Source organism: Planomicrobium sp. CPCC 101110, assembly GCF_007859395.1.
Taxonomy (GTDB): domain Bacteria; phylum Bacillota; class Bacilli; order Bacillales_A; family Planococcaceae; genus Planococcus.
On record NZ_VOHD01000006.1, the window covers coordinates 629,324 to 652,779 of the forward strand.

Annotated in this window: 24 protein-coding genes, 1 tRNA gene and 1 riboswitch; of the genes, 2 read left to right on the top strand and 23 right to left on the bottom strand. The window is 46.8% G+C overall.

Annotation, left to right across the window (positions count from 1 at the left end; all coding sequences use genetic code 11):
• Positions 1-280 precede the first annotated feature (280 nt).
• The 4 genes from clpX to FQV30_RS11040 form a co-directional block, all read right to left on the bottom strand.
• Positions 281-1,552 (bottom strand): ATP-dependent protease ATP-binding subunit ClpX, encoded by a 1,272-nt coding sequence (gene clpX / locus FQV30_RS11025; protein ID WP_146500202.1) that lies wholly within the window; start codon positions 1,550-1,552, stop codon positions 281-283.
• 170 nt (positions 1,553-1,722) lie between these two features.
• Positions 1,723-3,048, bottom strand: a complete 1,326-nt coding sequence (gene tig, locus FQV30_RS11030) for a trigger factor (RefSeq protein WP_146500203.1) — start codon at positions 3,046-3,048, stop codon at positions 1,723-1,725.
• 101 nt (positions 3,049-3,149) lie between these two features.
• On the bottom strand, positions 3,150-4,130 hold the full coding sequence (locus FQV30_RS11035) for a tetratricopeptide repeat protein (RefSeq protein WP_146500204.1): 981 nt from the start codon (positions 4,128-4,130) through the stop codon (positions 3,150-3,152).
• A 92-nt stretch (positions 4,131-4,222) separates the two neighbouring features.
• Positions 4,223-4,621 (bottom strand): hypothetical protein, encoded by a 399-nt coding sequence (locus FQV30_RS11040; protein ID WP_146500205.1) that lies wholly within the window; start codon positions 4,619-4,621, stop codon positions 4,223-4,225.
• A gap of 128 nt (positions 4,622-4,749) precedes the next feature.
• On the opposite strand from FQV30_RS11040, the gene FQV30_RS11045 reads away from it, so the two are divergent.
• The gene (locus FQV30_RS11045; protein WP_146500206.1) at positions 4,750-5,415 is read left to right on the top strand and encodes a hypothetical protein; all 666 of its coding nucleotides are present in this window, start codon (positions 4,750-4,752) and stop codon (positions 5,413-5,415) included.
• A 47-nt stretch (positions 5,416-5,462) separates the two neighbouring features.
• Here FQV30_RS11045 and FQV30_RS11050 read toward each other — a convergent pair whose 3' ends face one another.
• The 11 genes from FQV30_RS11050 to FQV30_RS11100 form a co-directional block, all read right to left on the bottom strand.
• Entirely contained in the window at positions 5,463-6,020 is a 558-nt protein-coding gene (locus FQV30_RS11050) for a class I SAM-dependent methyltransferase (RefSeq protein ID WP_146500207.1), read from the bottom strand.
• 300 nt (positions 6,021-6,320) lie between these two features.
• Positions 6,321-6,869, bottom strand: a complete 549-nt coding sequence (locus FQV30_RS11055) for a DsbA family oxidoreductase (protein ID WP_370512394.1) — start codon at positions 6,867-6,869, stop codon at positions 6,321-6,323.
• Between the two features lie 214 nt (positions 6,870-7,083).
• Positions 7,084-7,157 (bottom strand) — tRNA-Arg (locus FQV30_RS11060).
• 100 nt (positions 7,158-7,257) lie between these two features.
• The gene (locus tag FQV30_RS11065; RefSeq protein WP_146500209.1) at positions 7,258-7,863 is read right to left on the bottom strand and encodes an XTP/dITP diphosphatase; all 606 of its coding nucleotides are present in this window, start codon (positions 7,861-7,863) and stop codon (positions 7,258-7,260) included.
• Positions 7,860-8,609 (bottom strand): ribonuclease PH, encoded by a 750-nt coding sequence (rph, locus tag FQV30_RS11070; RefSeq protein ID WP_146500210.1) that lies wholly within the window; start codon positions 8,607-8,609, stop codon positions 7,860-7,862. Before rph ends, FQV30_RS11065 begins: the two co-directional genes overlap by 4 nt.
• A gap of 77 nt (positions 8,610-8,686) precedes the next feature.
• Positions 8,687-9,490, bottom strand: coding sequence for a glutamate racemase (gene racE / locus FQV30_RS11075; RefSeq protein WP_146500211.1), 804 nt, complete (start codon positions 9,488-9,490; stop codon positions 8,687-8,689).
• A gap of 17 nt (positions 9,491-9,507) precedes the next feature.
• On the bottom strand, positions 9,508-9,960 hold the full coding sequence (locus FQV30_RS11080; RefSeq protein WP_186725624.1) for a MarR family winged helix-turn-helix transcriptional regulator: 453 nt from the start codon (positions 9,958-9,960) through the stop codon (positions 9,508-9,510).
• A 72-nt stretch (positions 9,961-10,032) separates the two neighbouring features.
• Entirely contained in the window at positions 10,033-10,500 is a 468-nt protein-coding gene (locus FQV30_RS11085) for an acyl-CoA thioesterase (RefSeq protein WP_146500212.1), read from the bottom strand.
• A 129-nt stretch (positions 10,501-10,629) separates the two neighbouring features.
• On the bottom strand, positions 10,630-11,400 hold the full coding sequence (sdhB, locus tag FQV30_RS11090; RefSeq protein WP_146500213.1) for a succinate dehydrogenase iron-sulfur subunit: 771 nt from the start codon (positions 11,398-11,400) through the stop codon (positions 10,630-10,632).
• A gap of 18 nt (positions 11,401-11,418) precedes the next feature.
• On the bottom strand, positions 11,419-13,167 hold the full coding sequence (gene sdhA, locus FQV30_RS11095; RefSeq protein ID WP_146500214.1) for a succinate dehydrogenase flavoprotein subunit: 1,749 nt from the start codon (positions 13,165-13,167) through the stop codon (positions 11,419-11,421).
• 45 nt (positions 13,168-13,212) lie between these two features.
• Positions 13,213-13,824, bottom strand: coding sequence for a succinate dehydrogenase cytochrome b558 subunit (locus FQV30_RS11100; RefSeq protein WP_186725625.1), 612 nt, complete (start codon positions 13,822-13,824; stop codon positions 13,213-13,215).
• Positions 13,825-14,026: 202 nt separating this feature from the next.
• On the opposite strand from FQV30_RS11100, the gene FQV30_RS11105 reads away from it, so the two are divergent.
• On the top strand, positions 14,027-14,428 hold the full coding sequence (locus FQV30_RS11105) for a YslB family protein (RefSeq protein ID WP_146500216.1): 402 nt from the start codon (positions 14,027-14,029) through the stop codon (positions 14,426-14,428).
• A 97-nt stretch (positions 14,429-14,525) separates the two neighbouring features.
• Here the strand turns inward: FQV30_RS11105 and FQV30_RS11110 are convergent, their stop codons facing one another.
• From FQV30_RS11110 to FQV30_RS11145, 8 genes are all read right to left on the bottom strand, one after another.
• Positions 14,526-15,740 carry an aspartate kinase gene (locus tag FQV30_RS11110; protein ID WP_146500217.1) on the bottom strand — a complete coding sequence of 405 codons (1,215 nt, stop codon included), beginning with the start codon at positions 15,738-15,740 and terminating at the stop codon, positions 14,526-14,528.
• Positions 15,741-15,839: 99 nt separating this feature from the next.
• Positions 15,840-16,014: riboswitch (Lysine riboswitch) on the bottom strand.
• A 41-nt stretch (positions 16,015-16,055) separates the two neighbouring features.
• Positions 16,056-17,849, bottom strand: coding sequence for an excinuclease ABC subunit UvrC (gene uvrC, locus FQV30_RS11115; protein WP_146500218.1), 1,794 nt, complete (start codon positions 17,847-17,849; stop codon positions 16,056-16,058).
• 50 nt (positions 17,850-17,899) lie between these two features.
• Complete coding sequence (gene trxA / locus FQV30_RS11120) at positions 17,900-18,214, bottom strand: thioredoxin (protein ID WP_106533870.1); 315 nt, start codon at positions 18,212-18,214, stop codon at positions 17,900-17,902.
• 153 nt (positions 18,215-18,367) lie between these two features.
• Positions 18,368-19,333 carry an electron transfer flavoprotein subunit alpha/FixB family protein gene (locus FQV30_RS11125; protein ID WP_146500219.1) on the bottom strand — a complete coding sequence of 322 codons (966 nt, stop codon included), beginning with the start codon at positions 19,331-19,333 and terminating at the stop codon, positions 18,368-18,370.
• A gap of 60 nt (positions 19,334-19,393) precedes the next feature.
• Positions 19,394-20,167: an electron transfer flavoprotein subunit beta/FixA family protein gene (locus tag FQV30_RS11130; protein WP_146500220.1), complete on the bottom strand. Its 774-nt coding sequence runs from the start codon at positions 20,165-20,167 to the stop codon at positions 19,394-19,396.
• A 20-nt stretch (positions 20,168-20,187) separates the two neighbouring features.
• The gene (locus tag FQV30_RS11135) at positions 20,188-20,961 is read right to left on the bottom strand and encodes an enoyl-CoA hydratase (RefSeq protein WP_146500221.1); all 774 of its coding nucleotides are present in this window, start codon (positions 20,959-20,961) and stop codon (positions 20,188-20,190) included.
• Positions 20,962-20,977: 16 nt separating this feature from the next.
• On the bottom strand, positions 20,978-21,562 hold the full coding sequence (locus FQV30_RS11140) for a fatty acid metabolism transcriptional regulator FadR (RefSeq protein ID WP_146500222.1): 585 nt from the start codon (positions 21,560-21,562) through the stop codon (positions 20,978-20,980).
• A 131-nt stretch (positions 21,563-21,693) separates the two neighbouring features.
• A complete protein-coding gene (locus tag FQV30_RS11145) occupies positions 21,694-23,385 on the bottom strand; it encodes an AMP-binding protein (RefSeq protein ID WP_146500223.1) in 1,692 nt (563 codons plus the stop codon).
• Positions 23,386-23,456: the final 71 nt, after the last annotated feature.

The window sequence follows — 23,456 nt, forward strand, 5'->3', positions numbered from 1 at the left end:
CTTCGGTCTTGGCTACCATGGAAAAAAGCGCCATGACTTCCAAGCCCTCCAGCGCTTGTCGGAGCTGAACAGGCGCCTACACTTTTCTTTAAAAAAAGGCTGACTTTTGAACGCGCGGATGTGCACGATCAAAGCCAGCCCGTATCATCCTTTTCCCCGCTTGCACGGGCAGAAAATTCTTGCCTCCACTATACCGGCAAAGCAAGCAATTCACTGTCTGGAAAGCTTGAATTTCATGCCGCAGAAAGGAGAAATCCCTTTCTCCTAGCCGGGCAGTGCATTAAGCGGATGTTTTTTCGTTATTGCCGCCAACGTATTCCGAACCATCATTTAAGATCAGTCTCGGCTGCACGTTATCAGTGACGGTTTCTTTTGTGATGACGCATTCGACAATGTCTTCACGGGAAGGCAGGTCGAACATCACCTCAAGCATGATGTTTTCGATAATTGAACGAAGTCCACGGGCACCTGTTTTGCGTTCAATTGCCAATTTGGCAATTTCCACAAGCGCATCGTTTTCGAACGTCAGTTCCACATCATCCAATTCCATCATTTTTTGGTATTGTTTGATCAATGCATTTTTCGGTTCAGTCAAAATCTGAACCAACGCATTTTCATCCAATTGCTCAAGGCTCGCCAATACCGGCAAACGCCCGATAAATTCTGGAATCAAACCGAATTTCAGCAAGTCTTCAGGAATCAACTGGCTTAGCAATGATTTTTCATCCAGCTCTTCTTTGTTTGGATCTGAACCAAAACCGATCACTTTGTTGCCAAGACGGCGTTTGATGATTTGGTCAACGCCGTCAAAAGCTCCGCCAACGATGAACAAAACGTTTGTCGTATCGATTTGGATAAATTCCTGGTGAGGATGCTTGCGTCCTCCTTGCGGCGGCACGCTTGCAGTGGTCCCTTCCAAGATCTTCAGCAAGGCTTGCTGTACGCCTTCGCCAGAAACATCGCGCGTAATGGATGGGTTCTCGGATTTGCGAGCAACTTTATCGATTTCATCAATATAGATAATGCCTTTTTCCGCACGTTCCACATCATAATCCGCTGCTTGGATCAATTTCAGCAAGATGTTTTCCACATCTTCACCGACATATCCAGCTTCTGTCAACGAAGTGGCATCTGCAATCGCAAATGGCACATTCAGGATACGGGCCAATGTTTGAGCAAGCAAAGTTTTACCGCTTCCTGTTGGTCCGATTAGAACAATATTAGACTTCGACAACTCGACGTCATCGATTTTGCTATTTGAGTTGACGCGCTTATAGTGGTTGTATACTGCAACAGCCAGCGACTTTTTCGCTTTTTCCTGTCCGATTACATACCCGTTCAGAATATCAAGAATCTCTTTCGGCTTCGGCACTTCTTTAAATTCTACTTCTTCTTCTGTACCAAGCTCTTCTTCTACGATTTCCGTACACAGCTCAATACATTCGTCACAAATATAAACACCCGGTCCTGCAACCAGTTTACGAACCTGCTCTTGTGGTTTGCCACAGAACGAACATTTCAAATGGTCTTTTTCGTCATTGAATTTGAACAATGTATTCACCCCTATTCAAGCCATTATCTTACAAGATTATATTAATTTCAGCAACTAATAAGATTCGGGCCGAAGTTCTCTAGCCATGCACCAGTACTGCTTATATTCTATGTAGAGTAAAACAAGGCGCGTCTCCGAGCCTTGTTTTACTGGGTGTTGCTTATGTGGTTTTATTCAGCGTCTGCGTCAGCAGCTGCGCTTGCGTTTTCGCTTTCAACGAATTTAGCGTTTTGAACCAGGAACTCAACAGTGTTTTGCATACGGATATCGTTTTCAAGCATTTCAGTGCCACCTAGAGCAGTTTTGATCGCTTCGATGTCCATGTTGAATTGGCCTGCCATTTTCTCAAGTTCGTTGTTGATGTCTTCAGTTGTCACTTCGATGTTTTCTGCAGCAGCGATTGCTTCAAGCGTCAATGAAATGCGGACGCGAGTTTCGGCATCACCGTGCATTTGGCCGCGAAGAGCTTCTTCGTCCTGGCCAGAGAACTGATAGTAAAGGTCAAGGTTCATGCCTTGCTGAGTCAAACGCTGTTCGAAATCTTGCATCATACGGTCCATTTCAGTATGGATCATAGCGTGTGGAAGATCGATCGTTGCGTTAGCAGCAGCTTTTTGCACAAGCTCATCACGAAGAGCTGTTTCAGAAGCAGTCGCTTTTTCCGCAACTAGGTTTTCTTTCATTTTTGTGCGCAATTCATCAAGGCTAGCCACTTCTGCGTCGATTTCTTTAGCAAGCTCGTCGTTTAGTTCAGGAAGTTCTTTGCCTTTTACTTCATTTACTTTCACTTTGAATGTTGCAGATTTACCTGCAAGTTCAGCAGCGTGGTATTCTTCCGGGAAAGTTACTTCAACGTCTTTTTCTTCTCCAGCTTTTACGCCGACCAATTGGTCTTCAAAACCAGGGATGAATGAGTTTGAGCCGATTTCAAGAGAATAATCGCTTCCTTGTCCGCCTTCAAACGCCTCTCCGTCCACAAAACCTTCAAAGTCGATGACAGCAGTATCGCCTTGAACGATTGCTTCGTCTTCTTTTACTACTAGTTCCGCAAAACGGTCTTGGTTTTCTTTCAACAGGTTTTCAATTTCTTCGTCAGTTACTTCTGTATCCGGTTTTGCTACTTCAAGGCCTTTGTATTCGCCAAGCTGAACTTCCGGTTTAACCGTCACTTTAGCAGTAAATACAAGCGGTTGGCCTTTTTCAAGCGTTTCGATGTCGATTTCAGGACGGTCAACCGGGTTGATCCCTGCTTCTTCAACAGCATTCGCGTAAGCGTCTGGCAAGATGAAATCCAAAGCATCTTGGTAAAGAGATTCTACACCAAAGCGTTTCTCGAACATTTGGCGAGGCATCTTCCCTTTGCGGAACCCTGGTACGTTAATTTCTTTTACTACTTTCTTGAACGCTTTGTCTAGTCCTGCATTTACTTCTTCCGCAGGCACTTCAACTGTTAATGTTCCTGTGTTACCTTCGTGCTTTTCCCATTTTGCTGACATATATAAGCCCTCCAAACATTTTCTACAAAGTCATACCACGTTTTATACGGTTTTTGACAACCTCCATATTATAGCACAGATGGAGCCATGTTCAACTATTTCTATCCATTCCGCCATTCAAACCATTGTTCGGCCGATTTGATAAGATTCGTCAAGTTTTCATCGCCTGTAAAAGTTTCTTCCCCAGTGAACAGCAAGTCCAAATAACTCAAATAGGCCTCCGCTATCTCGCGCGGCTCGTAATCCTCCCATTGGAACGGATATAACAAGTAAATATGCCGTTCAAACAATTCCTGCACCATCTCCAGGCGGGTGGGATCTTGTGCCAATGCATCTTCCAAATGCCGCTTGACCGAATTCAAGCGCTTGTTATTGAGCGGGTCAGGCAGCGCGGCAATAGAAAACGCCGCTTCAAAGTGGAATTTCTGGATATGCACAGTGCCGCGTATCTTTTCCTGATGGAGCATAAATAATATGTAAGTTTTCGTTAACATGTCGACATTCGGATGTTCAACGATCTGGATGAGGTGGTTCTTCATCGCCTTATAGGATTCCAGCGGCAAGTCCATGATAAGCCGCTCTTGTTCAAATGGCGTCAAAGTCAAAAAGTTATCCAGTGAATACTGCGCGGCCGGCACATCCTCAACCGACGCACTCGAAACAATGCGCTCGTTCAAATCCCGCAGCTGCCTGAATTGTTCGAGCCGTTCTTCCGGCAGCACATTTTCTTCTATCAATATTTCAATCATTTGTTCCGCTTCTTTATATTCCCTTACCTGCATTAAAATGCTTATGTATAATTCCATCGTCTCCAAATAATGGATCGGCCCGACTTTCAAAAGTTCCCGGCAGACATCCAACGCTTCTTCGTAATCGCCAAGTTCAAACAAACTGTATGCATACGCTCCAAGCGCAGCCGCATTTTCCGGTTCATAGGAAAGCACTTGATACAGCTTGTCTCTAGCTTCTTCATAATTCTCGTTCTTCAAATAATTCATGCCGTCTGTCAGCAGGCGATTGATCGTTGTCGGAAAAACAATCACATTGCCCTTGCGCTTCAATTCCCTGTATTTTTTCCGCATCTACCCACCTCATTTGTAAACACTATCATATCATACCGGCATTTTACGGGAAAATAAAAGCCTGCTTCCAATCCATCCATTTTTCCTGCTGTTTATCGTTCGATGATTGCTGCGGTGATTTTTGGAGAACCTGATTCGGTTTTGCCGTCACAAGAACCATAAACGGTGAGTTCTTGCCCGTGCTGCACTTCCACGGAGCTATTGTTGCTGACAATATAGGTGCCTTGGCCTTCCGATTCCTGGGTCGTCAGGAGAAATTCATCGCCGATTTCCGTTCCGGTGATGGGCGACGCAACTCCTTCCGCTTTGACGATATTTCCGGCAGGGACAGAATCGTCATTAGCTGCTACAAAATCGATTTCCACGGCTTCAGCTTTCATGCCCGCTTCCGGTTCCTGCTCCATCTCCTCCGATTGCCCGTCTTCCGGCTGTTCGCCGCTGCAAGCAGCGAGCAACAATATGCCAGACAATAGAAAGCTTGTCTTCTTCACCAACCACCTCTCCCAATAAAGCTCTGAAAAACTTGCATTCTGTTCTTTAGTATACCCGCAGCTTCTATAAAAAAACTATTTCATGCTAGTGCCAAATTCTTATATACTAGTAAAAAAGGAGGGTTTGCATGAAGGAAATATTGGCTTTGTCCGTTTTATCTCTCGCTTGTTTCTTGGCAGCCTGCGGGGCCGGAGTCCAAGAAGGGGCTGAACAAGATGCATCTAATATAGAAGAGACCGGAAGTGAACTTCACGGAGAAATCGAACATAATTCTGCCGCTCCTGGTGAATGGGAGGAAACAAGCAATGGCACTTATAGATTGACAAGTTATGGCTACAACCGGAGCATCGGCCTGGATTTTTCCGAAAACCCTTACGTTCCTCTTGAAGCTGGCCCAATGGCCGTTACAATACAAGAGGTCACCGTCATGGATTTCAAACCTGAAAACGGACAAAAAAGAGTTGTTTTTGGCGGAAAAGATGAAGTCCGTATTGTGAGTGCCTACATGGTCGCCGATAACTATTCGGATATGGATATCCTTTTCAATCCTGATGAAGCTTTGCTTGTGACAAATACAGGAGAGACATTGAAACCATTGAAATACTGGACAGATACTATCGACGGCAACTTTACCGCAGGCGCTACAAAAGCTACTGGCATTTCATGGGCAACGGATGATGTCGGCAGCAATCTTACGTCTGTCCGCATTATCATCGATCCGCCGGTATCCAAAGAAGAAAATCTCCCTTTGTCTGAACCGCTCGAAGTTGAGATTGAGATTTTGCCTTATTAATCAGAAGAAACGATCCGAAGCACCGGGCTTCGGATCGTTTTTTTGTTTCACCTCGTGCATTTGAAGACAAATGCTGGCGGCATGTTAAGGAAAACTTTGTTGATCTGTATCTCGCTGAAGTGGGTTTTGAAATACTTTTCCTTGAATTTAGTGTATTGGAAAGTGATGAATTCTCCGTCAGCATTGAGTACTTTTTTCGTTTCATGAAGAATTTTTTCGGATACTTCTTTCGGCAAGCTGGCAAAAGGCAAGCCTGATACAATGTGGTCCACCTTCATAATGCCGTACTTTTCCAGGTAATGGCTTACCCGTTCAGCGGAATCGTTGATGATAAAGACATTTTTTGCACCCCTGTATTTTCGTTTCAAGAGGAGGTAGAATCTTTTGTTTGTTTCAAAAACCAAAAGTTTTGTATCTTGCCGCTTCTTCTGGATCAGCTGTTCCGTAAACACGCCTGTGCCTGGTCCATATTCGACAATGCAAGTGGCACTTTCAAAATTGATGGAAGCCACCATTTGCTCGGCAAGGAGGCGTGAACTTGGCACAACTGCCCCAACCGACCGGGGGTGCTTTATGTACTGGCTTAAGAATCGCATTGGAGTCATAATCTTCCTCTTTCTTTAGTAAGAATCAATAGATCCAGCAGTACTTCTTTACATCGGCCCATCCCAGAAATTTAAAAATTTCTGAAAACTTTTGTTTTTTCTTAATATATCATGCTTTTTCCGATTCTCCAAGAAAGACATACCAAGTTACTTGGGATTGATAAAAATGAAAAACTCCCGCCTGTTTCAGGCAGGAGTTTTCCGGTATACGATTAGAAAGCCAGGTTTTCAGTTGTTTCATTTGCTCAAGCTGTAGTTTCGTCTTCCGCTACCACTTGCTTCAACGCCCGGACAAATACTTCAGTATTCAGTAGGCTGGGCGCCAGTCAAGGCATATTTTTTATTGATCAGATAATAAGGCACGCCTGTCACACCATATTGCGCAGCTGTCCGCTCTTCTGCGCGGACCTCTTCAGCCATTCCATCACTTGCAAGCATCCCGGTGACAGCTTGTTCGTCCAAGCCTACTTCAACTGCCAGCTCGGTCAATGTGGCATGGTCCCCGATATGTTTCGACTCCGTAAAATAGGCGCGCAAAATCCGTTCGGTCATTTCTTTCATCAAACCTTGCTCTTTTGCAAACAGCGTTAATCGGTGGGCGTCAAAAGTATTCGTCAATATCAGTGTATCCATCCGGTAATCTAGTCCCGATTCCTTTGCCATCTGCACCATGTTCTGTGTGTTCGCTTTGGCTTGTTCAATGCTCATGCCGTATTTCTGGGCCAATTTCTCATACATATTCTCTTTTATATCCCGTCCCAGTGCAGGATCCAATTCGAAGCTTCTGTAAGTCACTTCGATCGGATGGTCAATCTGTTTGATGGCGTCTTCCAGACGCCGTTTGCCAATATAGCAGAACGGTCAAGCAAAGTCTGTCCACATTTCGATGTGCATATTCATCCCTCCAGTTTTGTTAGTCAATTATCAGGATAAAGGATAATTTTCCTTTTGACACGCAATCCGGTTTCAAGCACACTTCTTTTCCTTGTCCCAAATTTTTGGAAGAATGCATGAAAAAACTCCTGGCCGCAATGGCCAGGAGTTTTCCTATGTATTCCTTATATGTCCCAGGAGGGATTCGAACCCCCGACCGACGCCTTAGAAGGGCGTTGCTCTATCCAGCTGAGCTACTGAGACGATACTTTCTTTAACGAAAGACAATTCTTATTATAGGAATGATTTCAAGAAAAGTCAACGCTATTTCAAAAAAATAATTAAAGAAAGTTTTTCCAAGCTTTTATTCCGTGTTGCCTAGCCATTTCGGCATGGCATTTTTCAGTTCCCGGATTGCGTTCCCCCGGTGGGAGATAGCCGCTTTTTCTTCCGGCGAAAGTTCGGCCATCGTCTTGCCAAGCGCTGGCACGTAAAAAATCGGATCATAGCCGAATCCATTCTCCCCACGGCGTTCACTCCAAATACGCCCTTCACATGAACCGGAAACCGTAACGGTTTTTTGGTCCGGGGCAGCGACTGCCAAAACACACCGGAATCGCGCCGTACGCTCTTCTTCCGGAACGCCGCCGAGCTTATCGAGCACTTTGTCGATGTTAGCTTCATCACTCTTCACGCCTCCGGCATAACGCGCGGAATAGACGCCTGGTTCGCCGTTTAAGGCGTCAATTTCAAGTCCGCTGTCATCTGCAATCACAGGTGTTTGGAGAGCACTGGCAACCGCTTCCGCCTTGATAATGGCATTTTCTTCGAACGTCGCGCCCGTTTCTTCGATATCGAGCTCTTCAGCTACATCGCGCAGTGTCAGCACTTGGTAGCCAAGCGGCGACAGCAGGGTTTCAAAGTCTTTTGCCTTGCCTTTGTTTTGCGTCGCAATGATCACCTTTTTCATAGGTTCGATTCCACTTCTTCGCCAATGCGCACCGCTAAATCACCCAACGCCTGTTTTTGCATGGCAATCAATTGCTGGATGCCCGCTTCTCCAAGATCGAGCAATTCATTCAGCTGAGCGCGCGTGAATGTCGATTCTTCCCCCGTGCCCTGAAGCTCCACAAAACTTCCCGCTCCTGTCATGACAAGATTCATATCCACTTCAGCGGAAGAATCTTCCACATAGTTCAGATCCAGCACCGCGCCGATGCCCGGAACAATGCCGACGCTTGTCGCGGCTAGAAAATCGGTCACCGGAAAAGCCGCCAAATTCAGCTTGCCTATTGCCATTGCCATCGCCACAAAAGCTCCGGTAATGGAAGCGGTGCGTGTACCTCCGTCCGCTTGGATGACGTCGCAGTCAATCCATAGCGTCCGCTCGCCCAGCTTCTCCAGGTCCACGACTGCACGCAGCGCGCGTCCGATCAGGCGCTGGATCTCCATCGTCCGTCCGCCGATTTTGCCTCGGGAGGCTTCCCGCTGGTTGCGGCTGTTTGTCGCGCGCGGCAACATGGAATATTCCGCCGTGATCCACCCTTTGCCCTGCCCTCTTAAAAATCCAGGCACTTTGTCTTCAATAGTTGCCGTACAGATAACTTTTGTCTGGCCAACCGTGATCAATACCGAACCTTCCGGATGAATCAAATAGTCCACATCCATCTGCACCGGGCGCAGTTCATTTGTGTTTCGTTCGTCTATGCGTGTCATGGAAAATCCTCCTTATGTTTGCTCAAATAGCGTACCATATTTGACTATGAACGACAAAAAAACCCGACAGCAAGCTGTCAGGTTTTCGGAAATCGGATGGAATGGATAAGAGGTTCTTCGATTCCAAGCCATTTCTGTATGATGGTCGTAAAAATCGGCGTGGAGCCGGACGTGTAAAAATGGTGGACAGGCGGTTTTGTCCGGGTAGCACGCTGGTCTATATAGTCCAAATGCTTTTCGACATCTTTCGCGGTTTCCTCAGCCGAAGACAGCACACGGACCCCTTTGCCGAAAACTTCTTCAATAAACCCTTGAAGCAGCGGATAATGGGTGCAGCCAAGGATGGCCGTATCAAACGATTCCCCTTCCAGTTCAGAAAGCGTTTCCCTGACCATTTCACGCGCGAACTCGCCTTCGTATTCATCACTTTCTACGAGCGGCACAAATTTTGGGCAAGCCAGCTGGACAACATGCGAAGATGAAACGAGCGATTTGATCGCCTTTTCATATGCCCCGCTTTTTACAGTCCCTAAAGTTCCAAGAACGGCAATCTCCTTTGTAGAAGATGAGGTTATAGCAGCCCGGGCACCCGGGAAAATAACACCGATCACGGGAATCGGCAAGTTTTTCTGCAGCGAGTTAAGAGCGGCTGCAGTCGCGGTATTGCACGCGATTACAAGCACCTTGATGTTTTTCTGCATCAAGGCAGTCGCCATTTGCCACGTATACTTCCGCACTTCCGAAATCGGACGGGGGCCATAAGGGCATCTGGCGTTATCACCGACATAGTATATTTGTTCGTTTGGCAAGAGCTTCATTATTTCTTTTGCGACGGTTAAACCGCCCACTCCTGAATCAATAACACCGATTGGTGCGTTCACCGTTAATCTCCTCAATCCTATTTCATGTTAGTATGCAATTTCTCAAGCAAAAATGAGAACTGCTCTACTTCTGACTGTGTAAAATCGGCAAGAACCGTTTCCAGATATTCCTGCCTTTTTTGAATCACTTCTTCAATGATCCGTTCGCCTTCTTGCAGCAGCTTGATGCGGACAACGCGACGATCCTGTTCTTCCCGAATGCGCATAACCAGATTGTTTTTTTCCATGCGGTCGACCAGATCGGTCGTCGTACTGAACGCCAGATACATTTTGTTCGATAAATCGCCGATTGTCATATCACCGTGTTCAAAAAGCCACTGCAATGCGACAAATTGGGGAGGTGTGATTGTGTAGGCATTTAAAATCTCACGGCCCTTTTGTTTGATGATACCGGCAATATACCGCAGTTCTTTTTCCATAAAAGCAACCCTCTCCGGGTCATGGGTGTGTTTTTGCATGTCATTGGCCATTGTATTTTTCACTCCTTAAGAACGGATCTTACTTCTATAGTGAGGGTTTTTTATCAATATGGCAAGAAATCCTCATAGTTTCGCTGCCGCAGCCCCGCTATTTCGAAAAAGCTCTTTTTCCTGTTCGGTCCAAGGATGCCCTTTGCCCGTCTCTTTTGAGATTTGGACCATAGCGCCGCGTCCCGTAAAACACGTTTCCCCTTTTCCATTGGTCACCCAATAATGGACATCCATAGACGAAGTGCCTATCGACTCGATTTTCACATGAACTTTGAGCTTTTCATCAAAATATACTTGTTGAGTATAATCTACTTGAATATCCGCGACAACAGGAAATAATTTACTTTCTCCCATCAGCCAGTTCTGCATGATGCCCAATTCTTTCATAAACTCGATCCGCGCGAATTCAAAATACGTGATAGGCACCGTATTGTTGACGTGGCCGAACATGTCTGTTTCTGAAAAACGCACTTGAATCGGCACAGAGAAGGCAAAACCTTTTTTCCAGCTATCAAAATCGGCAATGTATTTCGCTTTCATAACAGTCTCCTCTCGAAAAATAAGGGTTTGTTTTGTTAGTATAGCAAAAACACACCAAAAGGTCTGAAAAAACCGCGGCTTGGCCTAAAATAAAAAAACCTCCGCCAAGCGGAGGTTTTCAAGTGGATGCTAGTCGACCATTCTGTCGCTTCCGAAGAAGTTGCGGAACATTTGGACTGTCGTTTCGCGGTTCAATGCTGCGATTGAAGTTGTCAAAGGAATTCCTTTAGGGCAAGATTCAACACAGTTTTGTGAGTTACTGCAGCTTCCTAAGCCGCCGTCTCCCATGATGGCGTTCAAACGCTCATCGCGGTTCATTGCGCCTGTCGGATGCGCATTGAAAAGGCGGACTTGTGAAAGTGGTGCAGGTCCGATGAAATCGGATTTATCGTTAACGTTCGGGCATGCTTCCAAGCATACGCCGCAAGTGATGCATTTGGACAATTCGTACGCCCATTGGCGTTTGCGTTCCGGCATGCGCGGACCATCGCCAAGATCATGAGTTCCGTCAATCGGCACCCAAGCTTTGACTTTCTTCAACGATTCAAACATGCGGCTGCGGTCAATGACCAGGTCACGGACAACCGGGAATGTTTTCATCGGCTGAAGTCTGATCGGCTGTTCCAACTGATCGATCAATGCAGTACACGACTGGCGCGCTTTGCCGTTGATGACCATCGAACAAGCTCCGCAGACTTCTTCTAGACAAGCCATGTCCCAGTTGACAGGAGTGGTTTTTTTGCCATCCATGTTAACCGGGTTCCGACGGATTTCCATCAATGCCGAAATGACATTCATGTTTGCGCGGTATGGCACTTCGAACTTTTCCCAATACGACTCTTCGTTCGTAGAGTTTCTGCGTTCGATTTCAAATAAAACCGTTTTTGCTGCTTCACCCATGGTAAAATAGCTCCTCTCTTAGGCTTTCGCTGAGTAGTCACGTTTCCGTGGTGGAATCAAAGATACATCTACATCTTCATAATGGAATATCGGTGCATCGTATCCATTGAATTTGGCCATTGTCGTTTTCAGGAATTCTGCGTCATTGCGCTCAGGAAATTCCGGTTTATAGTGAGCGCCACGGCTTTCGTTGCGGTTTAACGCACCGAGTGTGATTACTCTAGCTAAATGTAGCATGTTTTTCAATTGGCGTGCGAACATAGCGCCTTGGTTGCTCCAGAGTTGTGTGTCCGTCATGCTGATATTGTCAAAACGTTGTAACAATTCCTGGATTTTTTCATCCGTCTGCTGCAGCTTGTCGTTGAAGCGCACTACAGTAACGTTGTCAGTCATCCATTCGCCCAATTCTTTGTGCAGGACATAAGCGTTCTCTGTACCGTCAAGCGCCAATAATTCTTCCCATTTGCGCTGTTCTTCAGCTGCATGGCGGTCAAAAACATCTGATGGAAGATCGTCTGCAAGCTGATCCAGCCCCTTGATATACGTCAAAGCGTTCGGGCCTGCAACCATTCCGCCATAGATGGCTGAAAGAAGCGAGTTCGCTCCCAAACGGTTTGCTCCGTGCTGCGAATAATCACATTCGCCTGCAGCGAATACGCCCGGAATGTTTGTCATCTGATTGTCATCGACCCATAATCCACCCATTGAATAGTGGACGGCCGGGAAAATTTTCATCGGTACTTTACGAGGGTCATCGCCAGTGAATTTCTCGTAGATTTCAATAATTCCGCCGAGTTTGATATCCAGCTCTTTCGGATCTTTATGAGAAAGATCCAAGTACACCATGTTTTCGCCGTTGATCCCAAGTTTTTGGTTGACGCATACATCGAAAATTTCACGGGTTGCAATATCCCGCGGAACCAGGTTTCCGTAAGCCGGATATTTTTCTTCCAAGAAGTACCAAGGTTTTCCGTCTTTATATGTCCAGATGCGGCCGCCTTCTCCGCGGGCCGATTCTGACATCAAGCGGAGTTTGTCATCGCCTGGAATTGCGGTAGGGTGAATTTGGATAAACTCGCCGTTCGCATAGTAAGCGCCTTGCTGATAGACGATTGAAGCTGCCGAACCAGTGTTGATGACAGAGTTTGTCGATTTTCCGAAAATGATTCCAGGTCCGCCAGTCGCCATAACAACAGCATCTCCGCGGAACGCGCGGATTTCCATTGTCGTCATGTTTTGCGCAGTGATTCCCCGGCCTACCCCGTTTTCATCAAGCACTAACCCCAAGAATTCCCAGCCTTCATATTTCGTGACCAGACCGTTTGCTTCTTGGCGGCGAACTTGCTCGTCAAGTGCGTATAACAGCTGTTGTCCAGTTGTGGCTCCGGCAAATGCCGTTCTGTGGTGCAATGTGCCACCGAAACGGCGGAAATCGAGCAAACCTTCAGGCGTACGGTTGAACATGACGCCCATCCGGTCAAGCAAGCGGATAATTCCGGGTGCTGCTTCCGCCATTGCTTGAACAGGTTTTTGGTTGGCTAGAAAATCGCCGCCGTAAACAGTGTCATCAAAGTGAATTGCGGGGGAATCCCCTTCACCTTTTGTATTTACCGCTCCGTTAATCCCGCCCTGAGCACAAACAGAGTGGGACCGTTTCACTGGAACGATCGAAAATAAATCAACGGGCGAGCCTGCTTCTGCAGCTTTGATCGCTGCCATCAACCCAGCAAGCCCTCCGCCGACAATAATAAGTTTGCCTTTCGCCATTTTGGTATTCACTCCTCTTTTAGTTCACCAATAATGAAAGCGTTCTTAAACAAACGCGAACAAAGCTCTGATACCAATAACCGATAGTACGATAAATACTAGAAGCGTGAAATAGTTAGCATAGCGCTGTGATTTTTCTGATTGTGTGATTCCCCAAGTTACTAGGAAAGACCATAATCCGTTCGCTAAGTGGAAAGTCGCGGACAATACACCGGCGATGTAGAATGCCAGCATAAGCGGATTAGCCAAAATATCAGCCATCATATTAAAATCTGCTTCTGCTGCATTGCCGACTGCTACTTGGAAACGTGTTTCGAATACATGCCATGCGATGAAGACCACAAGGAAGATTCCTGTGTAACGCTGCAAAACAAGTAAACGGTTTCTCAAATAGCTGTAATGCCCCACATTATGTTTTGAAGTAAACGCTATGTACAAGCCGTAGAATGCATGATACACCAACGGTAGATAAATAACGAAAATCTCCAAGAAGATGACGAAAGGAAGATTCGCCATAAAGTGGGACGCACTGTTGAATGCAGACTCACCTTGTGTCGCAAAATGGTTGACGATTAAATGCTGCGTCAAGAAAACACCGATCGGGATGATTCCTAGTAATGAGTGCAATCTGCGCAATAAAAATTCACGATTTTCCAAATTTTTTACCCCCCTCAACCTATTGATAGGCAGCAAAAAGAGCCATCGATATGTTACGAAAGCATCCATTGACTGCGACTAACATCATGATACAATAATATGACATATTTATTGTACTCCCCGAAAAAAGGAGCGTCAAGGCAACTCGTTGTTTTTGCAAACATTCTTAATAGTATTTTATTATAGTGAAAGTAGGTTTATTATGGCTGCATCTGAAACAAATCCGCACGGACATTTCGGCTATGAAGTGATTAGGGATTACCTTCTGCCGGAAATATTAGGCCCCCATGAAACGGAAATCCTTTATTGGGCCGGCAAATCAATCGCCCGCAAATTCCCTTTGTTCTCCATGGAAGAAGCCTCTGGCTTCTTTTCCACAGCCGGTTTCGGGGAATTGGCACTCGAAAAATCATCCAAAGATGAAACAATATATACACTTATTCCTCCGAAAATTGAAAACCGCTGCTTTAAATTGGAGGCCGGATTTCTTGCCGAACAAAAACAAAAGATAGACGGCTATTTGACTGAAGCGCATGAAGAAGTATTCCAGAAAAAGAATTTGGTGCGCATTACCTTAAAAACAGACCTTCGTGAACGTGTCTAAACTATGACAAATAGGGAAAATGGATTGACTTGGCCGGTTCACCGCCCCCATGCCCCGATCAGAGAACAAGGCCCAACCGAAGTTGGGCCTTGTTTTCTTAATATGATAATCCGTATGCATCGTGAAGGGCGTTTGCGGATTTTTCCATGCCGCTTTCCGGTACCACAACGGAAACTTTGATCTCGGAAGTGCTGACCATTTTCACTGGAATATCCTGCATCCGGAGAATGTCGAACATCTGCGCAGCAACACCCGGGTTCGACACCATGCCGGAACCGACGATAGAGACTTTCGCCAAGCCGACCTCGTAGTTTGCGGTCAAAAACCCGATCTCATTGCGATATGTTTCCAGTACCCGTTTTGTTTCTTCCAAGCTTTCCTCCTTGATGGAAAACGACACGGACGGCGGAACATCCTCGGATATGCTTTGGACGATAATATCCACATCGATATGATGCTCGGCAAGCTTCATGAAAATTTTAGCCAGCGATCCGTTGAATGGTTTTTCATAGCTCGCGGTTACCCGGGCAATTCCCCGTTCAAATGCAACGCCTCTAACAATCAGATTTTTCTCCACTGTAATCACCTCTTGTATAATTGTGCCCGGTTCGTCCGAATAACTCGCTCTCACTGATAACGGGACATTGTTGTTTTTAGCAAATTCGACCGCGCGCGGATGAAGCACCCCGGCCCCTAAGTTTGCCAGCTCAAGCATTTCGTCATAAGATATCTGTTCTAATTTCCGTGCGCCCGCTACATAGCGCGGGTCAGCAGTATAGACACCGTCAACGTCCGTATAGATTTCGCATTTGGCCGCATTCAATGCTGCTGCAAGCGCGACTGCGGTTGTGTCAGATCCTCCGCGACCCAAAGTCGTGATGTTGCCTACTTTATCAACGCCCTGGAAGCCGGCAACCACACAGAAATAGCCATTGTCCAACACGCGCTCCAGACGTTCTGTGTGTATTTGTTCAATGCGGGCGTTTCTCGGCACGGATTCAGTTTCAATGCCGGCTTGCCAGCCGGTGAATGACAGTGCTTCATGGCCAAGCGCTTTGAAAGCCATCGCGAGAAGCGATATCGTCACCTGCTCCCCAGTCGCAAGCAGCATGTCCATTTCGCGTTTCGGCGGTTCAGCTGAAATTTCATTGGCCAGCGCCACAAGAGTATCAGTGGTTTTCCCCATCGCCGAAACGACAATGACGACCCGATTGCCTTTTTCTTTTTCCAGGATGGCACGTTTCGCAACTCCGATAATTTTCTCCGGCGTCGCTACCGATGTGCCTCCGAATTTCATTACAACAGTTTCCATTTTATCCACTCCCACAATATTTGTGGCTCTCAGAAAAAAAAGAGGCAGCCCGCTGCGGATGCAGCAAACTACCTCTTTTATCATGCACGAAAAACGTCCATGTGAGATAGCCCTCCAGAGATTCACTCTGACAGCCCTGCACTTCTTAAATGCAGGACCAGCATACGGATTTACAGTTCCCCGTACACTTCGGCGACCGCCCCTTTCCCCATTCCTCACAGATTCTGTCCATCTCTGAATGGGTACTTTTGACGTTCGCACCTCTATCACCACTCGTTACAAGTGATTTAATTATGTTATTACGATAGCACACTCTTATTCTGTTGACAATGGCTGTTCGTGAAAGTGTTTGTGGATGGAAGCAGCGAGCCCCACCGGCATGCCGGCGTCTTTCAATTGATCAACGGACGCTTCTTTTATTTTCTTTACTGAACCGAAGTGCTTGAGCAGTTGCTGTTTGCGCTTTGGCCCGACGCCCTCCAAATTGTCCAGCGCCGACGTAATGGCGTTTTTGCCCCTCAACTGGCGATGGAAAGTAATAACAAAACGATGCACCTCATCTTGTATGCGCTGCAGCAGATAGAACGCTTCGCTCGTCCGTTTCAGCGGCACCACTTCGATCGGGGAGCCGTACAAAAGCTGCGATGTTTGGTGCTTGTCGTCTTTTGCAAGGCCGGCAATGGGAATCGACAGCCCAAGCTCATCTTCAACTATCTCGCGCGCCGACTCAATCTGCCCTTTGCCGCCGTCAATGATAATCAGATCCGGCAGCGACAATTCATCCCTCAACACGCGGGTATAGCGGCGCCGGATAACTTCACGCATCGCGGCGTAGTCGTCGGGTTTTGACGCGTTGCGCGTTTTGTATTTGCGGTAATCTTTTTTCGACGGTTTGCCGTCGATGAATGTAATCATCGCTGATACGGCATCTGCCCCTTGGATATGGGAGTTGTCAAATGCTTCAATGCGCAGCGGCGTTTCAATGTTCATGGCTTCACCAAGCTCCACACAGGCTCCGATGGTTTTTGTTTCCTGCCGCTCGAGCAACTGGAATTTCTCCTTGATGGCAATTTCCGCGTTTTTCTTCGCCAATTCCACCAAATCTTTTTTCTTGCCGCGCTGAGGTACAAGCGTACGGATTTCAAGCCATTCCTTGATCAGTTCCGCGTCCTCGCCTTCCGGCAATAAAATTTCGTTCGGCTTCACATGATGCGATTGCTCATAAAATTGGCCAAGGAACGTCTGGAATTCTTCTTGCGGATCCCGGTATAGCGGGAAAAGCGAAACGTCGCGCTCGATCAGTTTGCCTTGGCGCACAAAAAACACCTGTACGCACATCCAGCCTTTGTCAACCGCATAGCCAAAAACATCGCGGTTCGTAAAATCGTTCATCGCCATCTTTTGCTTTTCCATGACGGTTTCAATATGCGAAATCTGGTCGCGGTACTCTTTCGCCCGTTCAAATTCCAGGTTTTCAGCAGCCTCCGACATCTTTTCCACCAGCTGCTCCTTGACTTCACGGAATCCGCCATTCAGGAATTTGGTGATTCCTTCGATCATTTCCTGGTATGTTTCCTGTTCAACAGGTTTGATGCAAGGCGCCAGGCATTGCCCCATATGGTAGTAGAGGCATGCGCGGTCCGGCATCGTGTGGCATTTCCGGAGCGGATACAGACGGTCAAGCAGCTTTTTCGTTTCACTTGCTGCGAATGCATTCGGATAAGGGCCGAAATACTTGCCCTTGTCCTTTTTGACTTGGCGAGTCGTAATCAGCTTCGGATGGCGCTCACCCGTAATTTTCAAGTATGGATAGGATTTGTCGTCCTTCAGCATAATATTGTATTTTGGGTCATGCTTTTTGATCAAATTCAACTCGAGGATCAAAGCTTCTTTGTCCGAACTCGTCACAATATACTCAAAATCCTCGATTTCATTGACAAGGCGCTGGGTTTTTGCGTCATGGCTTCCCGTGAAATAGGAACGGACGCGGTTTTTCAGCACTTTTGCCTTGCCGACGTAAATAATGGTATTTTGGCGGTCTTTCATCAAATAGCATCCCGGCTGGTCGGGAAGAACCGCCAATTTATGCTGCAGCAATTCGTTTTTCATATTCTCACCCTATTAAAAAACCGGGCGCCATCTCTGGACCCGGTTTAGAATTATGCGTGTTGGTTAACCAATTCAGCCAAAGCTTCTTTTGGTCTGAAACCTACTACTTTATCAACTGTTTCTCCGTCTTTCATCAACAAAAGAGTCGGGATTGACATGATGCCGTAGTTTCCTGCAGTTTCTTGGTTTTCATCAACGTCTACTTTGACGATTTTTACTTTGTCGCTCATTTCAGCGTCCAATTCCTCTAATACTGGAGCAATCATTTTACATGGTCCGCACCAAGTCGCCCAAAAATCGACTAATACTAAACCTTCTGCGATTTCTTGTGAAAAGTTTTGATCTGTGCCGTGTACAATTGCCATTGATAATTCCTCCTTATTTTGTAAACCCCAACTATAAAACGATTATAGCATGCGATTATTTCACCCGCTATTTTTTTGCCTACGCTTACTCTACCCGCATATTTTAGCACTAAACGAAAAAAGCAGCCTTCCCAGAGAAGGCCGCTTTTACTATTACATCACTTTCCGGAATTCTTCCGTCAGCATCGGTACCACTTCGAACAAATCTCCGACAATGCCATAATCGGCTACTTTGAAGATGTTCGCTTCGGGGTCTTTGTTAATGGCTACAATGACTTTCGAGTTGGACATGCCTGCCAAATGCTGAATCGCTCCTGAAATTCCTGCGGCGATATAGAGATCAGGCGTCACAACTTTGCCCGTTTGTCCGATTTGCAGCGAGTAGTCCACGTAATCTGCATCACATGCTCCGCGTGAAGCGCCGACAGCACCGCCCAAAAGGTTCGCCAATTCCTGCAGCGGAGCGAATCCGTCTGCACTTTTGACGCCGCGGCCGCCGGCAACAATAACTTTCGCTTCCGACAGGTCCACGCCCTCTGCCGACTTCCGCACAACGTTTGAAATGATTGTACGCAGATTGGTTATATCCACCACAAGTGAGCTGACCTCGCCAGAACGCTCTTCGCGCGGAAGCGGCGCAATGTTATTCGGGCGTACGGTCACGAAAGTGATGCCTTCTTTGATCGTCTTTTTCTCAAACGCTTTACCGGAATAGATTGGGCGAACGAACACAGCGTCTTCGCCTTCCCCTTCAATCGTCGTCACATCGGAAATCAAACCAGCTTGCAGTTTTGATGCAATTTTAGGTGAAAGGTCTTTTCCGACCGCCGTATGGCCAAAAACGATGCCTTCCGGATTTTCCTGTTCGATAACAGCCATGAATGCCTGTCCATAGCCATCGGATGTATATGACTTCAAATGCGGATGTTCGACAGTGATGACCCGGTCTGCCCCGCAGTTGACAAGTTCTGCCCCGAATTCGCTGACAGAATCCCCAAGCAGCACTGCCACCACTTCCCCTCCGCCGGAAATCTGTTTCGCAGCGGCAATCGCTTCAAATGATACATTGCGCAATGCGCCTTCACGCGTTTCAGCCAACACCAATACTTTTTTCGACATAGTCCGTTTACCTCCTAAGTAGATGTAAGAAATCGATGGATACGATTGGAACTAATCCATTTATATAACTTTCGCTTCGTTGCGCAGTAAACCGACCAACTCGGATACTTGAGTGGCCAAGTCGCCCTCAAGAATACGGCCCGCCGCTTTTTTCGGCGGCATGTATATTTCCAGCGTTTCTGTTTTCGGTTCGACATCTTCTTCATCAATATCAAGGTCATCGATTTCGATTTCTTCCAGCGGTTTTTTCTTCGCTTTCATAATTCCTGGGAGCGAAGGGTAGCGCGGTTCATTCAATCCCTGCTGAGCAGTTACAAGAAGCGGCAGTGAAGTTTCAAGTTCTTCCGCGTCCCCTTCAATATCACGGACAATCTTGACGTTTGTGCCTTCGATCTGGAGATTCGTGATCGTCGTGACGTAGTTGATGCCAAGCAAATCAGCCACACGCGGGCCAACTTGGCCAGAGCCTCCGTCAATTGCCACGTTTCCAGCCAAAATCAAATCAGGATTTTTATCTCTCAAATATTCAGCCAATATGTATGCAGTTGTGTATTGGTCCATTTCGTCCAGATCATCTTCTGTATTGATCAAGACCGCTTTGTCGGCACCCATTGCAAGAGCTGTCCGCAATTGTTTTTCAGCTTCCTCGCCGCCTATCGTAATGACCGTCACTTCGCCGCCATGGGCATCACGGACGGTGATTGCTTCTTCGATTGCATACTCGTCGTAAGGGTTGATGATGAATTCCGCTCCGTCTTCCTGAATTTTACCGTTAGAGATGACCAATTTTTCTTCAGTGTCAAACGTACGCTTTACCAATACATAAATGTTCATGAACAGAGACCTCCCAAGTATTATTTCCCTTTGAATTGTGCTTCGCGTTTTTCGAGAAAAGCCTGTATGCCTTCTTTCGCATCTTCCGATTCGAAAACCGTTCCGAATGACCGGGCTTCCGCTTCAACCCCTTCAAAATAAGAAGCATGTTTTGCGTATTGAAGCATATCAATCGCCGCCTTCACTGCCACCGGGCTTTTCTTCGCAATTTTCCTCGCAATTGAAAGCGTTTGCGGAAGAAGCTCTTCTTCGGCATATGCCCTGTTGGCAAGTCCAAACTGTGCCGCTTCTGTTCCTGAAATCGGGTCGCTGGTCAACAGCATTTCTGCCGCTTTTGCAATGCCGACATATCTCGGCAAACGCTGCGTGCCAGCAAATCCGGGAATCAGGCCCAGTTGAAGTTCAGGCAGACCCAGTTTAGCATTTTCAGTTACAAAACGCATATGGCAGCTCATTGCCAGTTCCAGTCCGCCTCCTAAAGCCGCTCCATGGATAGCGGCTATGACAGGCTTTCGGAAAGATTCAACTCGTTCGAAAACCTTTTGGCCGCTTGCAGAAAGCTGCGAAAATTCTTCGCCTGAAACGACAGCAGTAAATTCCTTGATGTCAGCGCCCGCCGAGAAAAATCTTCCCTCCCCGTGCAGGACGATAACCCGGACTTCTTCATCATGCTCCACTTGATTGAGCAGTTCGTCCACTTCCAAAATCAGCGAGCGCGATAAAGCGTTTGCCGGAGGACGGTTGATCGCGGCAACTGCGACGCCGCCTTCCTTTGTCCAACTAATGAATTCCATTCGATGAGCCCCTTTCTTATGTGCGCATGCCTTTCATCAGCAAGCGATGAACCTTAGGCGCCAATTCGACTAAATCGTACTTATGGTCATTCATCACCCAAGTAGTGATCGTCTCATCCATTGTACCGAAAACCATCTGCCTTGCTAGACGGATATCCATCGACTTGTCAAATTCCCCGTTTTCCATTCCTAAAACCAAGATTTTATCCATCAGCTTCAAGTATTCTCTTAACACGCCATTTATTCTCATACGGATTTCGGAATTCGACTGCCGAAGTTCGAGTTGAGTGACAATGGCGAGATGGATATCGCTTGCAAGCAAACCGAAGTGGCTTTCAATCATGGAGCCGAGCTTTTCTGAAGCTGTACTTTCTTTTGAGATGATTTCTTCCAGTTTGCTGACGAACATCCCCATTTTTTCCTGGAATACCGAAATAAGAATGTCTTCTTTGTTTTTGAAATATAAATAAATGGTTCCATCAGCTACACCAGCTTGTTTAGCAATCTTCGATACTTGTGCCTGATGGTAGCCATTTTCAGCAATGACGATAACTGCCGCATCGATGATTTGCCTGTATTTCGGTTTATCCTTGTTTACCAACTCATCACCACCCAAAAAAATATGAAAATATGAATGGCTGTTCATTCATATTTTCATATTATAGGCTATGCTATAGGGTGTCAAGCTTTAACCTCTTACCGTTATTGCCGTCTCCCCGCCCCTTTCCCCAATCAAGATGGAATGGCTTCATTCTGCTTCGCGACTTCTTCATCCACAAGCTTGCGGCGCAGTATTTTGCCTACCGCTGTTTTTGGCAGCTCTGTCCGAAATTCGTAGATGCGCGGAACTTTGAAAGCCGCTAACCGTTCGCGGCAATAGCTGTCAAACTCTTTTTCCGTTACGTGGTACCCTTCTTTTTGGACAATGAACGCTTTGACTGTTTCCCCGCGGTAAGGGTCAGGTATTCCCGCCACGACACATTCCTGCACCGCTTCATGTTCATAGAGCACCTCTTCGATTTCGCGCGGGTAGATATTAAAGCCTCCGGCGATGATCATGTCCTTTTTGCGGTCGACGATGAAAAGATGCCCTTCAGCGTCCATGTAGCCCAAATCTCCAGTCAGCAGCCAACCGTCCACTATAGTGGCGGCTGTTTCTTCAGGCCGGTTCCAATACCCTTTCATCACTTGCGGCCCTTTAATGGCAACTTCCCCTATTTCGCCGTTTCGGACAGGTTCTGTCGTTCCTGTACGAAAAATTCGGCAATCCGTGTCAGGATAAGGAAGACCTACTGACCCTTTCGGACGTTCCCCCCATACGAGATTTGAATGGGTTACCGGCGAAGTCTCGGTCAAGCCATATCCTTCGACCAATTTGCCTCCGGTAATTGCCTCGAACTTTTCCTGCACTTCCAGAGGCAGCGGGGCAGAACCGCTCAAGCAAGCTTCGATCGAAGACAAATCATATTTCGAAATATCCGGGTGGTTCATCAAACCGATATACAGTGTAGGCGCTCCCGGGAAAAGTGTCGGCTTCTGCTTGTCGATAGTTTTCAATGCCATTTCAGCATCGAATTTCGGCAATAGGACCATCCGGTTGCCTTGCATGACTGAAAGAATAAGCACTGTTGTCAATCCATAGACATGGAACAAGGGGATGATGCCCAAAATCGTCTCTTCGCCTCTTTTGCATTTATAAAGCCAGCTGTCGCACATCGTCGCATTGGAAATAAGATTTTTATGCGTTAGCATGACCCCTTTCGGCGATCCTGTCGTACCTCCGGTATATTGAAGCAGCGCCAGATCTTCCTCAAAATTGAACGGCGGCTCTTGCACTTCCGGAACAGCGCTCTTTAAGATTTCAGCGAAGAGGTGGTTGATGCCCCGATGCTCTACTTTGACGGATACCCCGTGCTGCCGTTTCTGTATGAATGGATAGGCGACGTTTTTCGGGAATGGCAGAAAATCCTTTATGCCGGTCACGATGAGATTTTCCAATTTTGTTTCTTTGACGACTGCGGAAACACGCGGAAACAGGATGTCAAGCGCTACAATTGCGCGGGCTCCGCAATCTTTCATTTGAAAAGCGATTTCGCGTTCCGTGTAAAGCGGATTGGTCATGACAACTACGCCGCCGGCATATAGAATGCCGTAAAAGCTGATGACCGCCTGCGGACAGTTCGGCAGCATAATCGCCACCCTGTCTCCTTTTTCAATGCCAAGTTTCTGCAAGTAATTCGCAAATTTCAAAGAGGATTGATACAGTTCCCGATAAGAAAGATCTTTTCCCATAAAATGAACAGCCACTTTTTCCGGAAACTGTTCATTGGCCTGGGTCAAATATTTTTGGACCGGGATGCTGGGGTAGGAAAGCGTATGCGGCACTTCTGGCGGGTAATGTGCGAGCCAAGGCTTTTGTATCATTCTTCATACCTCCCATTTGATCGGATTCGTGCGAATATTCCTATTTCAATTATAAAGAATAATGGTATCGC

What these genes read in the sequence shown, in the direction of transcription:
- rph (WP_146500210.1), bottom strand. Translation starts at nt 8,609, where the DNA reads ATGACACGCATAGACGAACGAAACACAAATGAACTGCGCCCGGTGCAG.
- trxA (WP_106533870.1), bottom strand. Translation starts at nt 18,214, where the DNA reads ATGGCAATTGTACACGGCACAGATCAAAACTTTTCACAAGAAATCGCA.
- FQV30_RS11135 (WP_146500221.1), bottom strand. Translation starts at nt 20,961, where the DNA reads ATGGAATTCATTAGTTGGACAAAGGAAGGCGGCGTCGCAGTTGCCGCG.
- FQV30_RS11045 (WP_146500206.1), top strand. Translation starts at nt 4,750, where the DNA reads ATGAAGGAAATATTGGCTTTGTCCGTTTTATCTCTCGCTTGTTTCTTG.
- tig (WP_146500203.1), bottom strand. Translation starts at nt 3,048, where the DNA reads ATGTCAGCAAAATGGGAAAAGCACGAAGGTAACACAGGAACATTAACA.
- FQV30_RS11065 (WP_146500209.1), bottom strand. Translation starts at nt 7,863, where the DNA reads ATGAAAAAGGTGATCATTGCGACGCAAAACAAAGGCAAGGCAAAAGAC.
- FQV30_RS11035 (WP_146500204.1), bottom strand. Translation starts at nt 4,130, where the DNA reads ATGCGGAAAAAATACAGGGAATTGAAGCGCAAGGGCAATGTGATTGTT.
- FQV30_RS11085 (WP_146500212.1), bottom strand. Translation starts at nt 10,500, where the DNA reads ATGAAAGCGAAATACATTGCCGATTTTGATAGCTGGAAAAAAGGTTTT.
- FQV30_RS11105 (WP_146500216.1), top strand. Translation starts at nt 14,027, where the DNA reads ATGGCTGCATCTGAAACAAATCCGCACGGACATTTCGGCTATGAAGTG.
- uvrC (WP_146500218.1), bottom strand. Translation starts at nt 17,849, where the DNA reads ATGAAAAACGAATTGCTGCAGCATAAATTGGCGGTTCTTCCCGACCAG.
- sdhA (WP_146500214.1), bottom strand. Translation starts at nt 13,167, where the DNA reads ATGGCGAAAGGCAAACTTATTATTGTCGGCGGAGGGCTTGCTGGGTTG.
- FQV30_RS11110 (WP_146500217.1), bottom strand. Translation starts at nt 15,740, where the DNA reads ATGGAAACTGTTGTAATGAAATTCGGAGGCACATCGGTAGCGACGCCG.
- FQV30_RS11050 (WP_146500207.1), bottom strand. Translation starts at nt 6,020, where the DNA reads ATGACTCCAATGCGATTCTTAAGCCAGTACATAAAGCACCCCCGGTCG.
- FQV30_RS11145 (WP_146500223.1), bottom strand. Translation starts at nt 23,385, where the DNA reads ATGATACAAAAGCCTTGGCTCGCACATTACCCGCCAGAAGTGCCGCAT.
- FQV30_RS11080 (WP_186725624.1), bottom strand. Translation starts at nt 9,960, where the DNA reads ATGGCCAATGACATGCAAAAACACACCCATGACCCGGAGAGGGTTGCT.
- FQV30_RS11130 (WP_146500220.1), bottom strand. Translation starts at nt 20,167, where the DNA reads ATGAACATTTATGTATTGGTAAAGCGTACGTTTGACACTGAAGAAAAA.
- FQV30_RS11125 (WP_146500219.1), bottom strand. Translation starts at nt 19,333, where the DNA reads ATGTCGAAAAAAGTATTGGTGTTGGCTGAAACGCGTGAAGGCGCATTG.
- sdhB (WP_146500213.1), bottom strand. Translation starts at nt 11,400, where the DNA reads ATGGGTGAAGCAGCAAAAACGGTTTTATTTGAAATCGAACGCAGAAAC.